Genomic DNA, 17,169 nt, shown 5'->3' with positions numbered 1-17,169 from the left:
CCAGCCGTGCTGAACGCCGGTTCAGGATGTCGCACGCTATTCGGAAACCGTATCGGCCCTCCTCTGAAAGCCGGTCCTGTCTGGTCCACGCCGCGCGGGCGGCGGTAGACGAGAGGCATGCTCCGTTCAGATCTGCGTCTCGAATGGTTCGTCTCCTTCCTCGGCGTCGTGGACACCGGCAGCTTCAGCGCGGCGGCCGAGCTGACCCACCGCTCCCAACCGCGCGTGAGCATGCACGTCGCCTCCCTCGAACGGGAGGCGGGGGTGCCGCTGTTCGACCGCGACCGGCGCCCGGTGACCCCCACCGACGCGGGCGCGGTCCTCGCCGAGCACGCGCGCGCCATCCTGCGCCGGCTCGCCGGGGCCGAGGCCGCGATGGCCGGGTACCGCGGCGCCGCGCGGGGCGTGGTGACCCTGGGCAGCTACCCGAGCGCGAGCGTGGCGTTCGTGCCGCAGCTCCTCGAACGGATGGCGCGTACCCGCCCGGCCATCAAGGTGGTCCTGGTGGAGCGCTCCACCCTGGAGCTCGACGCGGCGCTCGCGACCGGCGAGGTGGACATCTGCCTGCGCCCGATGGCACCGCCGCCGGGCCCCTCGGTGGAGTCGCGGCCGCTGTGGTGGGAGGGCCTGATCGCGGTCCATCCGCCGGACCATCTGCTGGCCGAGCTGCCGGAACCGCTGCCGCTGGCCGCGGTGGCCGCGCACCCCCTGATCACCATCGGCCGGCTCGGCTCCGCCGAGGCGATGGGCTTCGAGACGTACCGCGCCTTCAGCGAACGCGGCCTGGAGCCCAACGCGGTGCAGGCCACCAACCAGCCGCAGACACTCATCTCACTGGTCCGCAGCGGGCTCGGCATCGGTGTCACCAACCTCCTCGCCGTCGCCACCGCCGACACCTCGGGCGTCGTGGCGCGCAAGCTCGACGTGCCCTGCGGGCGCAGGGTGGCGGTGCACTGGTCGAGCACCCGGCCGCTGACCCCGCCCGCGCGCACGCTGCTGCGCGAGATCGAGGCATCACCGGCGCCGCCGGGGACCCGCGATCTGACGGGAGACACCGCGCACGGTTCATCCAAGTTGCGAATACCCGCATCAGCACGACGCGCTTAACGCCGGACGGCGGCGTTCCTAGCGTGTGCCCAACACCGGTCAACGAGCGGGAAGTCGAGGGTTCGGATGCGTACTGACCCAGTCACACGTCGCACGATGCTCGGGCGCAGCGCAGCGGCCGGCGGGGCGCTCACGCTCGCCCCACTGCTCCAGGGGCAGGCGGTCGCGGCCGACGGATCCGCGCCGAAGAAGGGCGGCTACGAGCGCATCGGAGTCCGCCCGCTGATCAACGGCCGGGGCACCTACACCGTGCTGAGCGGTTCGCTGATCCTGCCGGAGGTGCGTGCTGCCATCGACGCGGCGTCCCGGCAGTACGTGCAGCTGGACGAGCTGGCCGACGGGGTCGGCAAGCGGCTCGGCGAGCTGACCGGCGCCGAGCTCGGCATGGTCAGCTCCGGCTGCTCCGCTGCCCTCACGCACGCGTCGGCGGCCTGCACGGCGGGCGGCAACCCGGACCTGCACATCCAGATCCCCGACCTGCGCGGCTTCACCAAGACCGAGGCGATCATCCCCAAGCACTCCCGCAACGTGTACGAGGCGGCCATCAGCGCCGTCGGCCTCAAGGTCGTCGAGGTGAACACACGCGAGGAGATGAAGGCGGCGCTCGGCCCGCAGACCGCGCTCGTGTACGTCTTCGCGATGCCGCGCGTCGACGAGAGCGAGCTGGACCTGAAGACGATCGCCCGGCTCGCCCACGCCGAGGATGTGCCGGTCCTGGTCGACGCCGCCGCCGAGGTGCTCACCATCCCCAACGTCCATCTGGAGCGCGGCGCCGACCTCGTCGCGTACAGCGGCGGCAAGGCGCTGCGCGGTCCGCAGTCGGCGGGCATCCTGCTCGGCCGCGAGGACCTGGTGCGCGCGGCGTGGGTGCACAGCGCGCCGCACCACGGCTACGCCCGCGGCTTCAAGGTCGGCAAGGAAGAGGCCATGGGCATGCTCGCGGCCGTCGAGACGTGGGTGCGCCGCGACCACAAGGCGGAGTACGCGACCTGGACGTCGTGGCTGAGGACCATCGCCAAGCGCGTCTCCGCCGCGGTCCCCGGTGTCACCTCCGAACTCGTCCAGCCGGAGGGCCTGTCGAACCGCACACCGACCCTCAACCTCTTCTGGGACGCGAAGAAGCGCGGCGTCGTGGGCCAGACGATCGTGGACGCCCTGTGGGAGGGCGAGCCGCGCATCGCCATCAACCCGGCGAGCAGCAAGGACCCCGCGAAGTCGGGCCTGGCCGTCACCCCGTACATGCTGGAGCCGGGCGACGAGAAGACCATCGCCGACCACATCGTCAAGCAGCTCAAGGATCCGCCCCCGGCGCCCGCGCAGCCGAAGCCGCCGTCCGTCGACGCGAGCGGCAGCTGGTCCCTGGAGATCACCTACGCGGCCGGCGCCTCCGGTGCGCACCGGCTGACGCTGAAGCAGGACGGGGCGAAGCTCACCGGCACCCACCGCGGCGACTTCGTCGAGCGCCCCGCCACCGGTTCCGTCTCCGGCGACGAGGTGACCGTGACCAGCTCGTACGGCGAGGAGCACGGCGACTCCCTCTCGTACACCTTCACGGGGAAGCTCAGCGGCGACTCCCTCAGCGGGCGCGTGGACCTGGGCGAGTACCTCAAGGGCAGCTGGAAGGCGACCCGGACATGACCCGTACGCCCTGATCCCCCTCCCTCTCTCGAAGCCTCACCACTCACACCTTCACACCTTCATCGGAGGACGCGTGACCTCGAACCGACGGGACTTCATCCGCAGGGCGCCCGCAGTGGCGGCCGTCGCCGCCGTACCGGCCGTGGCGGGCGCGGGCACCGCATCGGCCGCCGACACCGGGCGCGGCAAGCCGGGCACCGGCAGGCCCCGCAAGGAGGTGCACTACCCGGACGGCGCGGAGCCGCCGGAGAACCCGCTGTTCAGCCCGATCGTGACGTACGGCTCGATGGTCTTCATCTCCGGCATCGGCGCCCACTTCGAGGGCGACATCCGCGCCCACACCGACCATGTGCTGAACGAGGTGGAGCGCTATCTGGAGTCGGTGGGCTCCTCGATGGCGAAGGTGCTCAAGATCAACGTCTATCTCAACACGCTCGACGACTACGACGGGATGAACGAGGTCTTCCTCGGCCGCTGGGGCCCCGAGCCGGGTGTGCGCACCACGATCGCGGCGTCGGGCGGCATCCCCGGCGACTCGCTGGTCGAGATCGACTGCATCGCCGCCATCTGATCCGCCGACCCCGAAGGGACGTCCCATGCAGGCAAGACAGCGGGCCCACTGGCTGGTGTTCCCGGCGGCGCTGACGCTCGTGCTCGGCGCGGCGACAGCGGGCGCCTCGACCTTCGCGGCCGAGAAGAAGGACCCGGCCGAGGCGTACGACCTGGTGATCGAGCGCGGCCATGTGATCGACCCGAAGAACCGGGTGGACGCGGTGCGCGACGTCGCGGTCAGGGACGGGAAGATCGCGAAGGTGGCGAAGGACATCGACGCGTCCGCCGCCAAGCAGACGGTGGACGCGGCCGGTGCCTACCTCACCCCCGGCCTGGTGGACCTGCACGCCCACCTGTTCCCCGGCCCCGAGGACGACTACGCGAACGGCAAGAACGGGGTGGCGCCCGACGGCTTCACCTTCCGCACCGGTGTCACCACCGCGGTGGACGCGGGCTCGTCCGGAGCGGTCAATTTCGACCTGTTCAAGAAGAACATCATCGACCGCTCGCAGACCCGCGTCCTCGCCTTCCTGAACATCGTCGGCAAGGGCATGGGCGGCGCGAAGGTCGAGCAGGACGTCAGTGACATGAAGCCGGGACCGGCGGCGGAGAAGGCGGCCGAGCACCCGGACACGGTCGTCGGCATCAAGACGGCGCACTACGAGGGCAAGGACTGGGCGGCCGTCGACAACGCGGTCGAGGCGGGCGAGAAGGCCGACCTGCCCGTCATGGTCGACTTCGGCGCCAACCACCCCGAGCGGCCGATCGAGCAGCTCCTCGGGGAGCGGCTGCGGCCCGGTGACATCTACTCCCACGTGTACTCGGGCCTGCGCAACGAGCTGCTCGACAGCGGCAAGCTCAATTCGGGCCTGCACAAGGGCCGGGAGCGCGGTGTGCTGTTCGACGTCGGGCACGGCGGCGGCAGCTTCAGCTGGGACGTGGCGGTCGAGGCGATGAAGGAGGGCTTCGCGCCCGACACCATCTCCACCGATCTGCACATCACCAGCATGAACGCGGGCATGAAGGACATGCCGAACATCATGGGGAAGTTCCTCACGCTCGGCATGCCGCTGAAGGACGTGGTGGAGGCGTCCACCTGGAAGCCCGCGAAGTCGATCGGCCGCACCGATCTGGGCAATCTCTCGGTCGGCGCCCCCGCCGACCTGGCCCTGTTCTCCCTCGACAAGGGCAGGTTCGGCTACGTCGACAGCTTCGGCTACCGGATCGACGGCAGCCGCAAGCTCACCACCCAGCTGACCGTCCGCGCCGGCAAGGTGGTGTGGGACCTCAACGGGAAGTCCGCGCAGAAGTGGACGCCGGGCGCGAAGCGCGACACCGGCGAGCACGAGCACTGAGCGGCGCGCACAGGTGACACGCAGCTGAGACACAGGGCCCCGGTCCCCCGGCCGGGGCCCTGTGCACCGCTGTGACCAGCATGCGGACAAGTGGACGAGGCCCTTCCGGTGGCTGCATACGATTCCGCGACACCCACCACCGCAGCACACCCCCGGAAGGCCCCCGTGAGCACCACTTCCTCCCTGCCCTCACCCACGCCGGCGGAGGCGGCGTCCGGCCCCGTGGCGATCCGCTCGGCGGCCGATGTCTCCGATCTGGTCAACTCCGGCACGGCGCGCGGCAAGCACGCCCGGATGATCGTGATCATCGCGCTCGGCGGCATCTTCCTCGACGCGTACGACCTCAGCTCGCTCGCGTACGGCCTGCCGGACATCACGAAGCAGTTCGGCCTCAGCTCCACGATGGCCGGCGTCGTCACCGCCTCGATCAGTGTCGGCTCGCTGATCGGCGCGCTCGTCGGCGGCTGGCTCGTGGACCGCATAGGCCGCTACCGGGTCTTCATGGCCAACATGCTGTTCTTCGTCGTGACGGCGCTGGTGTGCGCGGTGGCGCAGGACGCGTGGACGCTGATCGGCGCCCGGTTCGTGATGGGCATCGGCGTCGGCATGGACATCCCGGTCGCCATCGCGTTCCTCGCCGAGTTCTCCCGGCTGCGTGGCAAGGGCAGCAAGGGCTCGCGCACGGCCGCCTGGTCGCCCGCCTGGTACGCGGCCACCAGCGGCTGCTACCTCGTCATCATGGCGCTGTACTTCCTGCTGCCCGACGCCCACCTGGGCTGGCTGTGGCGCTTCACCGTCGGCTTCGGCGCGATCCCCGCCCTCGTCGTCCTGCTGCTGCGCCGCCGCTACATGAACGAGTCCCCGACCTGGGCCGCCGACCAGGGCGACCTGGAGGGCGCGGCGAGCATCCTGCGGCAGTCCTACGGTGTGGAGGCCTACGTCCCCGAGGACGTCGCGGGGAGGACGGAGCGCCCGCAGCGCCCCGGACTCGCCTCTTACGCCCGCCTGTTCAAGGGCCCGTACCGCACCCGCACCATCCAGTCGGTGACGGTCGGCCTCGCGGAGACCTTCGGTTACAACGCGGTCGCGTTCGGCCTGCCGATCATCATCGCGACGCTCATGACGCAGGGCCCGCTGACCACCATCGCGTCGTCGTTCACCCTGAACCTCGTCTTCGCCCTCACCGGCGGCCTGCTCGGCATCCGCTGGGCGTCGACGAAGGGTGCCTGGCCGATGATGTCGCTCGGCTTCGCGATCCAGGTCGTCGCCATCACCGTGCTCGCTGTCATCGGGCAGCCCTCGGGCACCGCCGTCGTCACGGCGGGCATCCTGATGCTGGGCGCGTTCATGTTCGCCCAGGGCTTCGGACCCGGCGCGCACATCATGAGCTATGCCTCGCTGGGCTTCCCGACCTCGATGCGCGGCGTCAGCATCGGCTTCAACCAGGCGGTGCTGCGCCTCGGTTCGACGCTCACGCTGTTCTTCTTCCCGATCCTCAGCACCGGCCTCGGCACCGGTGTGTACTGGGTGATCCTCGGCGCGCCCGTGCTCGGCCTCGTCGCGCTGCTCGTGAAGCGGTGGGAGCCGGTGGGCTTCGACGCGGACGCCGAGGAGCGGGAGCTCAGTCTCCGGTCGGGCTGAGCGGCACCGCGCCCACGCTGTGCCCACGCCGGTCGAGCAGTCGGCCGGCGTGCTTCAGCGTGCGCAGCACCACCGCGCGCTCCGTGATGCGCAGGCCGAGGTCGGCGAGGCGGCGGTTGAGCAGTGCCTCGGTGGTGTGCACCTCGGCGAGGGTGCGCAGCCAGATGTCCAGGATGAGGTTGTGGGTGCCCGCGGTGATGCTGCACATGCGCAGTCCGGGAAGGGTGCGCAGGGCCTGCACCGCGGGTTCCAGGTTCTCGGCGGGCACGGACCCGAAGTAGACGGCGGACACGGGGAACTCCGTGAGCGGCCGGGCGAGCGTGCAGCGCAGCGAGAGCCGCCCGCCCGCGGTCAGCACGCGCAGCCTGCGGCGGACCGTGGCGGTGCTCGCCCCGGTGACCCGGGCGAGCCCGGACAGCGACATCCGCCCGTCCGTGCCGAGCGCGTGCGCGATGCGCCGGTCGAGGGGGCGTATCGGCTCGTCGGGCACGGGTGCCTCGGCGTCCGCGTACTCGGGGCGCAGCAGCGCGCGCTGGTCCGGTGTGAGGCTGCGCAGCCGCCACTGCGCGCCCTCGAAGGGGACCGCCGTGATGACATGGATACGGGTGCCGCGCACACCGGACAGCCGGGAGATCCGCTCGCCGGTGTACCGGGCGAGGTCGTCGAACGACGAGGCACCCACGATGGCCAGCAGGTCGCGCCCGCCCGACGTCTGCTTGAGGCTGAGCATCCGGGAGTCCGCGGCGAGCGACGCGAGCACGTTCTCCGGCAGATGCCCACCGGTGTCGATCTCGACCTGCGCGTACACGGACCCCTCGTCGCGGTCGAGCGCGAGATATCCGTCGACCCAGGCCGCCCCGCTGCGCGCGAGCCGCTCCCAGCGGCGCGCGGCGGTGACGGGGTCGATCCCGAGGGCCTCACCGACGAGCGTCCAGGGGGCACGGGTGTTGACCTGGAGGGCATGCACGAGCGCGAGGTCCAGCTCGTCGATGCGGGTGCGTTCCGCGACGCTCCGCTCCACCGTCGTCGGTTCTGAATGCTGCGTACTCACGGTGGCTCAAATCCTGCACAGATCGGGAGGCCGGGTCGGGTTCCTGCGATTTTACGTGTTCGTCATCGCGGAATCCGACAGTGTTCGCTCATGAGTTCCCAACAGCTTTCCTCGCTCCGCCTCACCAACGCCCGCCTGATCGACGGCACCGGCGCCGCGCCCGTCGAGGACGCCACGCTCGTCGTCGACGCCGAGGGCCTGATCACGTACGCGGGCCCGTCGGCCGCGGCGCCGGCCGCCGAGCCCGGTGTGCGCACCGTCGACGCCGGCGGGCGCACCCTGCTGCCCGGATTCATCGACACCCACGTCCACCTCGGTGTCGAGTCCGCGCGCCAGATGGTGCGCCGTTACGAGCAGGACTCCACGGTCGAGACCTTCCGCACCGCCGAGCGGCTGCGCGCCACCCTCGACGCGGGTGTCACCACCGTCCGCGACCTCGGCGGGCTGCCGTCGGGCTACCGCACGGCCGTCGAGCAGGGGCTGACCACGGGACCGCGCATCCACACCGCCGTCCGCATCCTCAGCCACACCGGCGGGCACGCCGACTTCGCCACCGAGTGCGGGTTCGACCCGAGCGCCGGGATGGGCGAGATCGCCGACACCCCGGACGAGGTGCGGCTCGCGGTGCGCAAGCTGCTGCGCGCGGGCGCCGATGTCATCAAGGTGTGTGCCACGGGCGGCATGTCCAGCCCCTACGACCACCCCGACGACGAGGGTCTGACCGAGGACGAGATCCGTACGGTCGTCGAGGAGCTGGCCCGGCACGGCGGCCGCCCGGTCGCCGCGCACGCGCAGGGCACGGCCGGCATCCTCAACGCGATCCGTGGCGGTGTCACCAGCGTCGAGCACGGTTACGGCATGACGGCGCAGGCCAGGGAACTCGCGGGCGAGAAGGGCACGTTCGTCGTCCCGACGCTCTCCACGGTCTTCGACGGCATCGACAAGGCCACCATGGAGCCGTACCACTACGAGAAGAAGGTCCGCTGGTCCTCGATCACCAAGGAGAACATCTCCGCGGCGATCGCCGAGGGCGTGAGGATCGCCATGGGCACGGACGCGGCGATGGTCCCGCACGGCCGCAATCTGCGCGAGCTCACCCACCTCGTCGCGCTCGGTATGAGCCCCCTGCAGGCGATCACCACGGGCACCCGCTCCGCCGCCGAACTCCTCGGCCTGGACGCCGAGATCGGCACCCTGGAGGCGGGCAAGCGCGCCGACCTGGTGCTGTGCGAGGGCGATCCGCTCGCCGACATCGCGCTCCTCGCCGACCCGGCGAACGTCGTCCTCGTGGCGCAGGGCGGCACCCTCCGCAAGATCGGACTCGGAACGTGACGACACAGGCGCCGGCCCCCGAGCAGGACCCCACCAGAGCGGGGTTCATCGACAAGGCCATGTCCGGCATCGAGCGGGTGGGCAACAAACTCCCCCACCCGGTCCTCCTCTTCCTCGGCCTGTTCGTCCTCGTCGGCGCCGCGTCCACGGCCCTCGCGGCGGCGGACGCGACGGTGCGGATCCCCGGCGAGGACAAGACGGTCGCGGTACAGGGGGTGTTCACCGGGGACGGCGTGGTGTGGCTCCTGGAGAACTTCATCCCCAACTTCACGGGCTTCCCCTCGCTCGGCACGGTGCTGCTGATGATGGCGGCGGTGGGCGTCGCCGAGCGCACCGGCCTGCTGGAGACCGTGGTGCGGGCCTCGATCTCGCGCGCACCGCGGTGGCTCCTGCCGTACCTGGTCGCCTTCGTGTCGGCGCAGGCCCACCTGATGAGCGACGTGGCGATCCTGGTGATCCCGCCGCTGGCCGCGCTGGTGTTCAAGAACGCGGGCCGCAATCCGATCGCGGGACTGATCGGCGGCTTCGCCTGCGTGTGCGCGGGATACGCGGCGGGCTTCTCGATCGGCGCCCTCGACGCCCTCTACACGGGCATCACCCACCAGGCCGCGCAGGTCCTCCCGCAGGGCGCGGACGCCCCGACGCACATCCTGATCAACTACTTCTACACGGCGTCGGCGAGCATCGTCCTCGCCCTCATCGGCGGCTTCCTCATCGCCCGCGTCCTGGAGCCGCGCCTGCCGTGGCCGACCGCGACCGGGGAACCCACGGGAGAGGCGGGGCAGGCGGGCGAGGCGGGAGAGGTCACCACGGAGGTGACCGCCCTCCAGCGCCGCGGCATGGCGCGCGCGGGCCTCACCGTCCTCGCGTACGCCGCCGTGGTCGTCACCTGCTGGCTGCTGCCCGGCTCCCCGCTGCGCGGCGAGGGCGGGGCACTGGTCCCCTCCCCCGTCCTGGACGGCATCGTCCCGCTGCTGTTCGTCGCGTTCCTGCTGGCCGGCGCGGTCTACGGCCGCACCGTCAAGGCGGTCACCCGCTTCGAGGACGTGCCGCGCATGATGGCGGACGCGATCACGGGCATGTCGGCGTACATCGTGCTCATCCTGGTCATCGCGCAGGTCATCGGTGTCTTCGACTGGACGAACCTGGGCACGCTGCTCGCGGTGAAGGGCGCGGCGCTGCTCGAATCGGTGGGCCTGACCGGCTACCTCGGCCTCGTGGCGTTCGTCCTGCTGGTGTGCGTCCTGAACCTGTTCATCACGTCGGGCTCGGCGCTGTGGTCCCTGGTGGCTCCGGTGTTCGTACCGGCCTTCATGCTGCTGCACATGGAACCGGCGGTCACCCAGGCCGCGTTCCGCATAGGTGACTCGGCGACCCAGATGATCACGCCGCTCAACCCCTATGTGTTCCTGCTCCTGACGGTCCTCAAGCGCTACGAGCCGGAGGCCCAACTCGGCTCCCTGCTCTCACGGTTGTCGGTGTTCGTGGTGCCGTTCCTCGTGGCGTGGCTCGCGGTGCTCGGCATCTTCTACGGCTTCGACATACCGCTGGGGCCGGGGGCCGACATCAGCACCCGTTGACACATTTCCCACACATGTACGGCACCACGTATTCACATGGCATATGCTCACGGGGCTCCGCTGGAACATTTGAGGGGGGAACCTCATGCGTTACCGCTTTGCCCTGCCCGCCGCCATGGCCGCCGCCGCGCTCGCCGTCGCGGTGACTCCCGCGCAGGCCGCCGAGTACTCCTCGGCCCTGAAGGTCAGGGGCGCCCAGTACGACGCCCCCGGCCGGGACTCCAACCGCTGCTCGGGCGGGAACACCAAGAGCGAGTACCTGACCATCAAGAACTACTCGCGCACCGCGACGGTCAACCTCAAGGGGTACGTCGTCAAGGACGCCGCGGGGAACCGCTTCAAGTTCACCGCGAGCCACTCCCTGCAGCCCGGCGACTACGTGCGGCTGCGTGGCGGCAACGGCACGGACTCCGACGCCGGCAACGTCGTCTACCGCGACAACTGCAACTTCATGTGGAACAACGACAAGGACACCATCTACCTGTACAAGCCCTCCGGCTCGCGCTCCGACGTGCACGCGTACACCAAGGCGCGCAACGACCGGGACGGCGACGGGTACATCAAGTTCCACAGCTGACCGGGCCCACCCGCGTCATGTCGTCCCGCCCACCGGCCGCGCGCGCCGGTGGGCGGGACGTCTTCGCTCTCCTGTCCGGCGCCTACTGCGCGTACGTCTCGAACTCCGCCACCTGAGGTGCGGCGCTCGCGCCGGTGATCTCGAACGTGACCTTCTTCAGCGAGGTGCCGGGGAAGGAGGCGACACCCGCCCCGGTGCCGGAGGTCAGCACCGCGCCGGTGTCACCGTTGAGGATCCGCCAGGCCTTGATCCGGCCCGAACCGGCCGCCGTCTCCCGGATGTTGACCTTGGAGACCGTGGTGGCCGTGCCCCACTTGACCGAGACCGATCCGGTCGTGCCGCTCGGCGACCAGTAGGTGGTCATGCTGCCGTCGCGCACGTTGCCGTAGCTGGTGCCGTCCGCCTTGCTGGAGCCGTCGGCACCCGCGCCGAGGCTCAGGTTGGTGCCGCTCGGCTGCGTCGGCGTGGGCGAGGGGTCCGTGGGCGTCGGGGTGGGGGTCGGCGTCGGGGTCTGCGTCGAGCAGCTGCCGTCCGACACCTTCATGCCCTTGTTGGCGCCCGCCGTCTGACCCACGACACCCGGCACGCAGGACGCGTCGTCGAGCTTGTAGGAGTACGGGATCGAGACCGTGGTGTTGGACACCGGGTTCGGTCCGGCCGGCTTGTAGTCGCTCGCGGCGGACGACCAGGTCACGTTGTCGAAGGTGTTCCCACTGACCTGCCAGTATCCGGCCGCGGTCGTGTAGAACGTGCCGAGCACGTCCTTCGAGTCCTTGAAGTAGTTGTTGTCGACCTTGGCCTTCGCCCCGGCGCGGGAGTTGATGCCCGACTCGTTGAGGCTCACGTAGTAGTTGTTGTACATGTGCGCCGTGCCGCCGCGGAGCAGGGGCGCACGGGAGTCGATGTTCTCGTACAGGTTGTGGTGGAACGTGATGTAGCCGTTGGACAGTTCCGTCTCGCTGGAGCCGATCAGGCCGCCGCGGCCCGAGTTGCGCAGCGTGCTGTACGAGAGGGTGACGTACTGGGTGTTGTCCTTCATGTCGAACAGGCCGTCGTAGCCGTCCGACTCGCCGCCCGAGGCGAGGAGGTTCACATGGTCGACCCAGACGTTGCGGACGTCGCTCTCCATGCCGATGGCGTCGCCGCCGTTGGAGGTGGGCGAGCCGGACTTCTTGACGTTCTGGACCGTCACGTTCTGGATGACGATGTTGCTGGACTCGCGGATGTGGATGCCGAGTTGGTCGAAGACCGCGCCGCCCCCGACGCCGACCAGCGTGACGTTGCTGATCTGCTTGAGTTCGATGACCCCGGCGGCGGTGTTGCAGCTGTCGCCGGACACCTTGGCGGTGTTTCCGTGGTTGATCGTGCCCTCGACCTCGATGGTGATCGGGGTGCTGCTGCTGGCCCGGTCGCACAGGGCCTGGTGGATCTGGGTTCCGGTGGTGGCCCGTACGGTCGCGCCGCCCGCGCCGCCCGTGGTCCCGCCGTTCTGCGTGGCGTAGCCGGTGGCGGTGCCGGTCACGGCGGCCGAGGCCTCGGACGTCGTCAGCGTCATCGCGGCGGCTCCCGCAAGGGCGAGAGCGCCGATCCCGGCGGTGAGGCGGAGCGCGACGGGTCTGGGTAACTTCATGCTCATGGTTCCCTTCCGGTGCAGTGCGGCGCACCGGTTCGGGTGCGGCGCACTGGTTCAGGTGCTCGGGGCATGCCGGTGCAACCGGTGTGGTGACCGGCGGAAAGAGGGGGAAAGCGCTTTCTGCGCGGGAGAATAGAGCGCCGCCGGAGCGCGTGGCAAGGTTCCGCGCACCGCTTGTGACTCAACCTTCGGCAGACCGGCGGGACTTGACCACCGGCACGGTTCAGCCGCTCCCCGCGACCTCCACCCCGCCCCGTACACCTCGAACGCCCTGACCTGCCCCGCCGGGGCCGACGCGTCCGCCGCCGTCACTCATTTGTGATCGGCATCACCCTGTACTCACCGTGGACGTCAGGTCATCATATGACCTGCGCTCCAGGCGCCCACGGCCCTCGCGGCCCACGGCTAGAGACAGGGACGGAACCCCCATGCACGACCAGGATCACCCGGCACCGGCCGCCGCGGCCACGACCCGCGTAGGCGTCGTCGGCCTCGGGGCCATGGGGCTCGGCATGGCGCGCAGCCTGCGCGCCGCCGGGTTCCACGTGGCGGTCCACGACCTGCGCGCCGACGTGGCCGCGGACTTCGCGCGCGAGGGCGGCACCGCCTACGCCTCGGCCGGTGACCTGGCGGCCGAGGTCGACGTACTCGTCGGCGTCGTGGTCAACTCGGCGCAGGTCGAGGCGGTCCTCTTCGGCGAGGGCGGCGCGGCCCACCGGCTGCGGTCCGGCGCCGTCTACGTCATGTGCTCCACCGTCGACCCCGCCTTCTCCACCGAACTCGAAGCGCGGCTCGGCGAGTTGGGCGTGCGCTTCCTGGACGCCCCGATCTCCGGCGGCGCCGCCCGCGCCGCGACCGGCGAGCTGACGATGATGACCTCCGGCTCCCCGGAGGCGTACGCGCTCGCCGACCCCGTGCTCGACGCCATGAGCGCCACGGTCTACCGGCTCGGTGACACCGCCGGGCTCGGCTCCAAGGTCAAGATCGTCAACCAGCTGCTCGCGGGCGTGCACATCGCCGCAGCCGCGGAGGCCATGGCCCTCGGCATCAAGGCGGGTGTGCCGGCCGAGTCGCTGTACGAGGTGATCACGCACAGCGCGGGCAACTCGTGGATGTTCGAGAACCGCATGGCCCACGTCCTGGCCGGGGACTACACGCCGCTGTCCGCCGTCGACATCTTCGTCAAGGACCTCGGTCTCGTGCTGGACTCCGCGCGGCCGCAGAAGTTCCCGCTGCCGCTCTCGGCGACCGCCCACCAGATGTTCCTCCAGGCGTCCGCGTCCGGCCTCGGCGGCGAGGACGACAGCGCCGTCATCAAGATCTTCCCGGGCATCGAGCTGCCCGGGCAGCACCACCTCAACGACGAGAAGGATGCCTGACGTGCCCGTCCGCCTCGGCTGCATCGCCGACGACTTCACCGGCGCCACCGACCTCGCCAACAACCTGGTGCGCGCGGGCATGCGCGTCGTCCAGCTCATCGACGTACCGGCGCGGGACACCGCGGCGCCGCAGGACGCCGACGCGGTCGTGATCGCGCTCAAGTCGCGGACCGTCCCGGCGGCCGAGGCCGTCGACTCCTCGCTGCGCGCCCTGGAGTGGCTGCGGTCCGCGGGCGCCGAGCAGATCTACTTCAAGTACTGCTCGACCTTCGACTCGACGCCGGCCGGCAACATCGGCCCGGTCACCGAGGCTCTGATGGACGCGCTCGGCACCGACTTCACCGTCGCGACCCCGGCGTTCCCCGACAATGGGCGCACCGTCTTCAAGGGACACCTCTTCGTCGGTGACGTGCTGCTCGGCGAGAGCAGCATGCGCCACCACCCGCTCACCCCGATGACCGACTCCAACCTGGTGTCCGTGCTCGGCACGCAGATGGCACGGCCGGTCGGGCTGATCGACCACAAGGCCGTCGCGGCGGGCCCCGAGGCCGTCGCCGCGCGGATCGGGGAGCTGCGCGAGGACGGGGTCGGCGCCGCGATCGTCGACGCCGTGTCCAACGACGACCTGGTGCGGCTCGGCGCGGCGGTCGCCGGTCTGCCGCTGGTCACCGCCGGTTCGGGGCTCGCCATCGGGCTGCCCGCGAACTGGGGCATCGAGCCGTCTCCCGAGGCCGCCGAACTCCCCGCCGCCTCCGGCACGTCGGCGGTGATCGCCGGTTCGGTGTCCGCCGCCACGAACGGCCAGGTGCGGGCCTTCACCGACACCGGCCGACCCGTCTACAGCGTGGATCCGCTGCGGATCGCGGCGGGCGAGGACGTGGCCGCCGAGGCGCTCGCCTTCGCCGACGCGCACCTGTCGTCCGACGGTCCTGTACTGATCTGCTCGACCGTGTCGCCTGACGCCGTCCGCGAGGTGCAGGGGCGGCTCGGGGCCGCGGAGGCCGGGGAGTTGGTGGAGCGGACGCTCGCGCGCGTCGCGCAGGGACTCGTCGAGCGCGGTGTGCGGCGGCTCGTCGTCGCCGGTGGTGAGACCTCCGGCGCCGTCGTCCAGGCCCTCGGCCTGTCCGGTCTGCGGATCGGCCCGCAGATCGATCCGGGTGTGCCGTGGTGTGCGGCGCCGCTCCCGGACGGCGGCACCCTCCACATCACCCTCAAGTCGGGGAACTTCGGCGGCCCCGACTTCTTCACGGCCGCCTTCGGCCTCCTGACCGACGGGGAGTCCCGATGACACCTGACATCAAGTCGCCCGTCGACACGGCACGTTCGGAGATCGTCCGCGTCGGCACCAGCCTTTTCGACCGCGGCTACGTGCACGCCAGCGCGGGCAACATCAGCGCCCGGCTCGACGACGGTCTCGGCCACCTCATCACCCCGACCGACGCGGCCATGGGCTTCCTGGAGCCGGAGCGGCTCGCGCTCGTCGACGCCCGGGGTGTGCAGGTCGCGGGCGACCGCGCCAGCAAGACCCTCACCCTGCACCGCCGGATCTACGCGGCCGACCCCACGGCCCGCTTCGTGATCCACACCCACTCCACGCACCTGGTCGCGCTCACGCTGGCCGGTGTGTGGAGCCAGGACGACGTGCTGCCGCCCATCACCCCGTACTACGTGATGAAGGTGGGGCACGTCCCGCTCGTCCCCTATCACCGGCCCGGCGACCCGCGCGTCGCCGATCTGGTGACCGAGCGGATCGCCGGCCGCGCCGCGGCCGGCACCCCGATCAGGGCGGTCCTGCTGGACCGTCTCGGCCCCGTCGTCTGGGGCCCGGACGCCGCCTCCGCGCTCGCCGTCCTCGAAGAGCTCGAGGAGACGGCCCGCCTCTGGCTGACGACCGACCGCGAACCCACCCCCCTCCCCGACGACGCCATCGCCGAACTGAGAGCCACGTTCGGCGCGGCGTGGTAGTCCCCCCGCCCGCTCATTCCCCCACCTGAGCCGCACAAGGAAGTGCCCCTCATGTCCACGACCGTCCCCACGGCCGACGCCCCTGAACTCGCGCGTGAGAACGCGGTGTTCCGCAAGGTGATCCGCCGCATCGTCCCCTTCCTGATCCTCTGCTACGTGGTCTCGTACCTGGACCGCGTGAACGTGGGCTTCGCCAAGCTGCAGATGTCCTCGGACCTCGGCTTCAGCGAGGCGGCCTACGGACTCGGAGCCGGCCTCTTCTTCATCGGCTACTTCTTCTTCGAGGTGCCCTCGAACCTGCTGATGCAGAAGGTGGGCGCCCGCACCTGGATCGCCCGCATCATGATCAGCTGGGGCGTGGTGTCCGCGGCGTTCGCCTTCGTCACCAACGAGGCGACGTTCTACGCGCTCCGTTTCCTGCTCGGCGCCGCGGAGGCCGGCTTCTACCCCGGCGTGATCCTCTACTGCACGTACTGGTTCCCGTCAAAGCGTCGGGCCCGCGTCATCGCGATGTTCATGTCGGCGATCCCCGTCGCGGGCATCTTCGGCAACCCGCTCTCGGGCTGGATCATGGACGTCTTCGACAACGCGGCCGGCTGGAGCGGCTGGCAGTGGCTGTTCGTCGTGGAGGCGATCCCCGCCCTCGTCATCGGTGTGGTGTGTCTCTTCTGGCTCGACAACAGCGTGCGCGACGCCAAGTGGCTGACCGACGACGAGAAGACGGTCATCGAGAAGGCCCTCGCCGCCGACGCCACCCACCACACCGTCCACGGCCGCGCGCTCGACGCCTTCCGCAACGGCAAGGTGTGGCTGATGTGCCTCATCTACTTCTGCTTCGTGATGGGCCAGTACGCGCTGACCTTCTGGATGCCGACGTTCGTGGAGTCCACCGGCGTCAAGGGCGGCCTCGCGATCGGCGTCCTGAGCGCCGTCCCGTACCTGGCCGCGCTGATCGCCATGAACCTCTTCGGCTTCTCCGCCGACAAGCGCCGCGAGCGCCGCTGGCACCTGGTCGTCCCGTCCCTGATGGGCGCCGTCGGCTTCTCGATGGCGGCGAGCTTCACCGGTTCGACCGCGCTGGCCCTCGTCGCCCTGTCGATCGCGGCGGCCGGCGTGCTGACCTGCGCCCCGCTGTTCTGGTCGCTGCCCACCGCGTTCCTCGGCGGCACGGCTGCCGCGGCGGGCCTCGCGGCGATCAACTCGGTCGGCAACCTCGCCGGCTTCGTCAGCCCGTACATGATCGGCGCGCTGAAGGACGCGACCGGTTCGACGGCGATCCCGATGTACGTTCTGGCGCTGTCCCTCGTCGTCGGGGCGGCGGCCGTCCTGACCACGAAGAAGGACGTCGTCAACCGCTGA

The 17,169-nt window shown here is 70.6% G+C and carries 14 protein-coding genes; 12 read left to right on the top strand and 2 right to left on the bottom strand.

Features of this window, described 5'->3' with window-relative positions; all coding sequences use genetic code 11:
• Positions 1-117 precede the first annotated feature (117 nt).
• The 5 genes from ACY34M_RS22175 to ACY34M_RS22155 all read left to right on the top strand — a co-directional run bounded on the left by ACY34M_RS22175 (position 118) and on the right by ACY34M_RS22155 (position 6,293).
• A complete protein-coding gene (locus tag ACY34M_RS22175) occupies positions 118-1,107 on the top strand; it encodes a LysR family transcriptional regulator (RefSeq protein ID WP_462719749.1) in 990 nt (329 codons plus the stop codon).
• A 96-nt stretch (positions 1,108-1,203) separates the two neighbouring features.
• Positions 1,204-2,745 (top strand): aminotransferase class V-fold PLP-dependent enzyme, encoded by a 1,542-nt coding sequence (locus tag ACY34M_RS22170; protein ID WP_462719748.1) that lies wholly within the window; start codon positions 1,204-1,206, stop codon positions 2,743-2,745.
• Between the two features lie 73 nt (positions 2,746-2,818).
• On the top strand, positions 2,819-3,316 hold the full coding sequence (locus ACY34M_RS22165; protein WP_462719747.1) for a RidA family protein: 498 nt from the start codon (positions 2,819-2,821) through the stop codon (positions 3,314-3,316).
• Positions 3,317-3,341: 25 nt separating this feature from the next.
• The gene (locus ACY34M_RS22160) at positions 3,342-4,652 is read left to right on the top strand and encodes an amidohydrolase/deacetylase family metallohydrolase (protein ID WP_462719746.1); all 1,311 of its coding nucleotides are present in this window, start codon (positions 3,342-3,344) and stop codon (positions 4,650-4,652) included.
• A 165-nt stretch (positions 4,653-4,817) separates the two neighbouring features.
• Positions 4,818-6,293, top strand: coding sequence for an MFS transporter (locus tag ACY34M_RS22155; protein WP_462719745.1), 1,476 nt, complete (start codon positions 4,818-4,820; stop codon positions 6,291-6,293).
• Here the strand turns inward: ACY34M_RS22155 and ACY34M_RS22150 are convergent.
• A complete protein-coding gene (locus ACY34M_RS22150) occupies positions 6,274-7,344 on the bottom strand; it encodes an Lrp/AsnC family transcriptional regulator (RefSeq protein WP_462719744.1) in 1,071 nt (356 codons plus the stop codon). The two genes, ACY34M_RS22155 and ACY34M_RS22150, sit on opposite strands and share 20 nt — an antisense overlap.
• Before the next feature lie 90 nt (positions 7,345-7,434).
• On the opposite strand from ACY34M_RS22150, the gene ACY34M_RS22145 reads away from it, so the two are divergent.
• The 3 genes from ACY34M_RS22145 to ACY34M_RS22135 all read left to right on the top strand — a co-directional run bounded on the left by ACY34M_RS22145 (position 7,435) and on the right by ACY34M_RS22135 (position 10,833).
• A complete protein-coding gene (locus tag ACY34M_RS22145; protein ID WP_462719743.1) occupies positions 7,435-8,676 on the top strand; it encodes a metal-dependent hydrolase family protein in 1,242 nt (413 codons plus the stop codon).
• A complete protein-coding gene (locus ACY34M_RS22140; protein WP_462719742.1) occupies positions 8,673-10,256 on the top strand; it encodes an AbgT family transporter in 1,584 nt (527 codons plus the stop codon). Before ACY34M_RS22145 ends, ACY34M_RS22140 begins: the two co-directional genes overlap by 4 nt.
• An 85-nt stretch (positions 10,257-10,341) precedes the next feature.
• Positions 10,342-10,833: a lamin tail domain-containing protein gene (locus ACY34M_RS22135; RefSeq protein WP_462719741.1), complete on the top strand. Its 492-nt coding sequence runs from the start codon at positions 10,342-10,344 to the stop codon at positions 10,831-10,833.
• A gap of 82 nt (positions 10,834-10,915) precedes the next feature.
• On the opposite strand, the gene ACY34M_RS22130 is transcribed toward ACY34M_RS22135, so the two are convergent.
• Complete coding sequence (locus tag ACY34M_RS22130; RefSeq protein ID WP_462719740.1) at positions 10,916-12,463, bottom strand: pectate lyase family protein; 1,548 nt, start codon at positions 12,461-12,463, stop codon at positions 10,916-10,918.
• 431 nt (positions 12,464-12,894) lie between these two features.
• Between ACY34M_RS22130 and ltnD the strand changes: the two genes are divergently transcribed.
• Genes ltnD through ACY34M_RS22110 form a run of 4 tightly spaced genes read left to right on the top strand, consistent with a single transcriptional unit; the run spans position 12,895 to position 17,169 of the window.
• Positions 12,895-13,845, top strand: coding sequence for an L-threonate dehydrogenase (ltnD, locus tag ACY34M_RS22125; protein ID WP_462719739.1), 951 nt, complete (start codon positions 12,895-12,897; stop codon positions 13,843-13,845).
• A 1-nt stretch (position 13,846) separates the two neighbouring features.
• On the top strand, positions 13,847-15,133 hold the full coding sequence (gene otnK, locus ACY34M_RS22120; protein ID WP_462719738.1) for a 3-oxo-tetronate kinase: 1,287 nt from the start codon (positions 13,847-13,849) through the stop codon (positions 15,131-15,133).
• Positions 15,130-15,810, top strand: coding sequence for a class II aldolase/adducin family protein (locus tag ACY34M_RS22115; RefSeq protein ID WP_462719737.1), 681 nt, complete (start codon positions 15,130-15,132; stop codon positions 15,808-15,810). The genes otnK and ACY34M_RS22115 overlap by 4 nt, the downstream gene beginning before the upstream one ends.
• 51 nt (positions 15,811-15,861) lie before the next feature.
• Positions 15,862-17,169, top strand: coding sequence for an MFS transporter (locus ACY34M_RS22110; protein WP_462719736.1), 1,308 nt, complete (start codon positions 15,862-15,864; stop codon positions 17,167-17,169).

The sequence above is a fragment of the Streptomyces sp. EDA2-14 genome, assembly GCF_054963755.1.
This window is presented reverse-complemented; position numbering and strand designations above follow the sequence as displayed.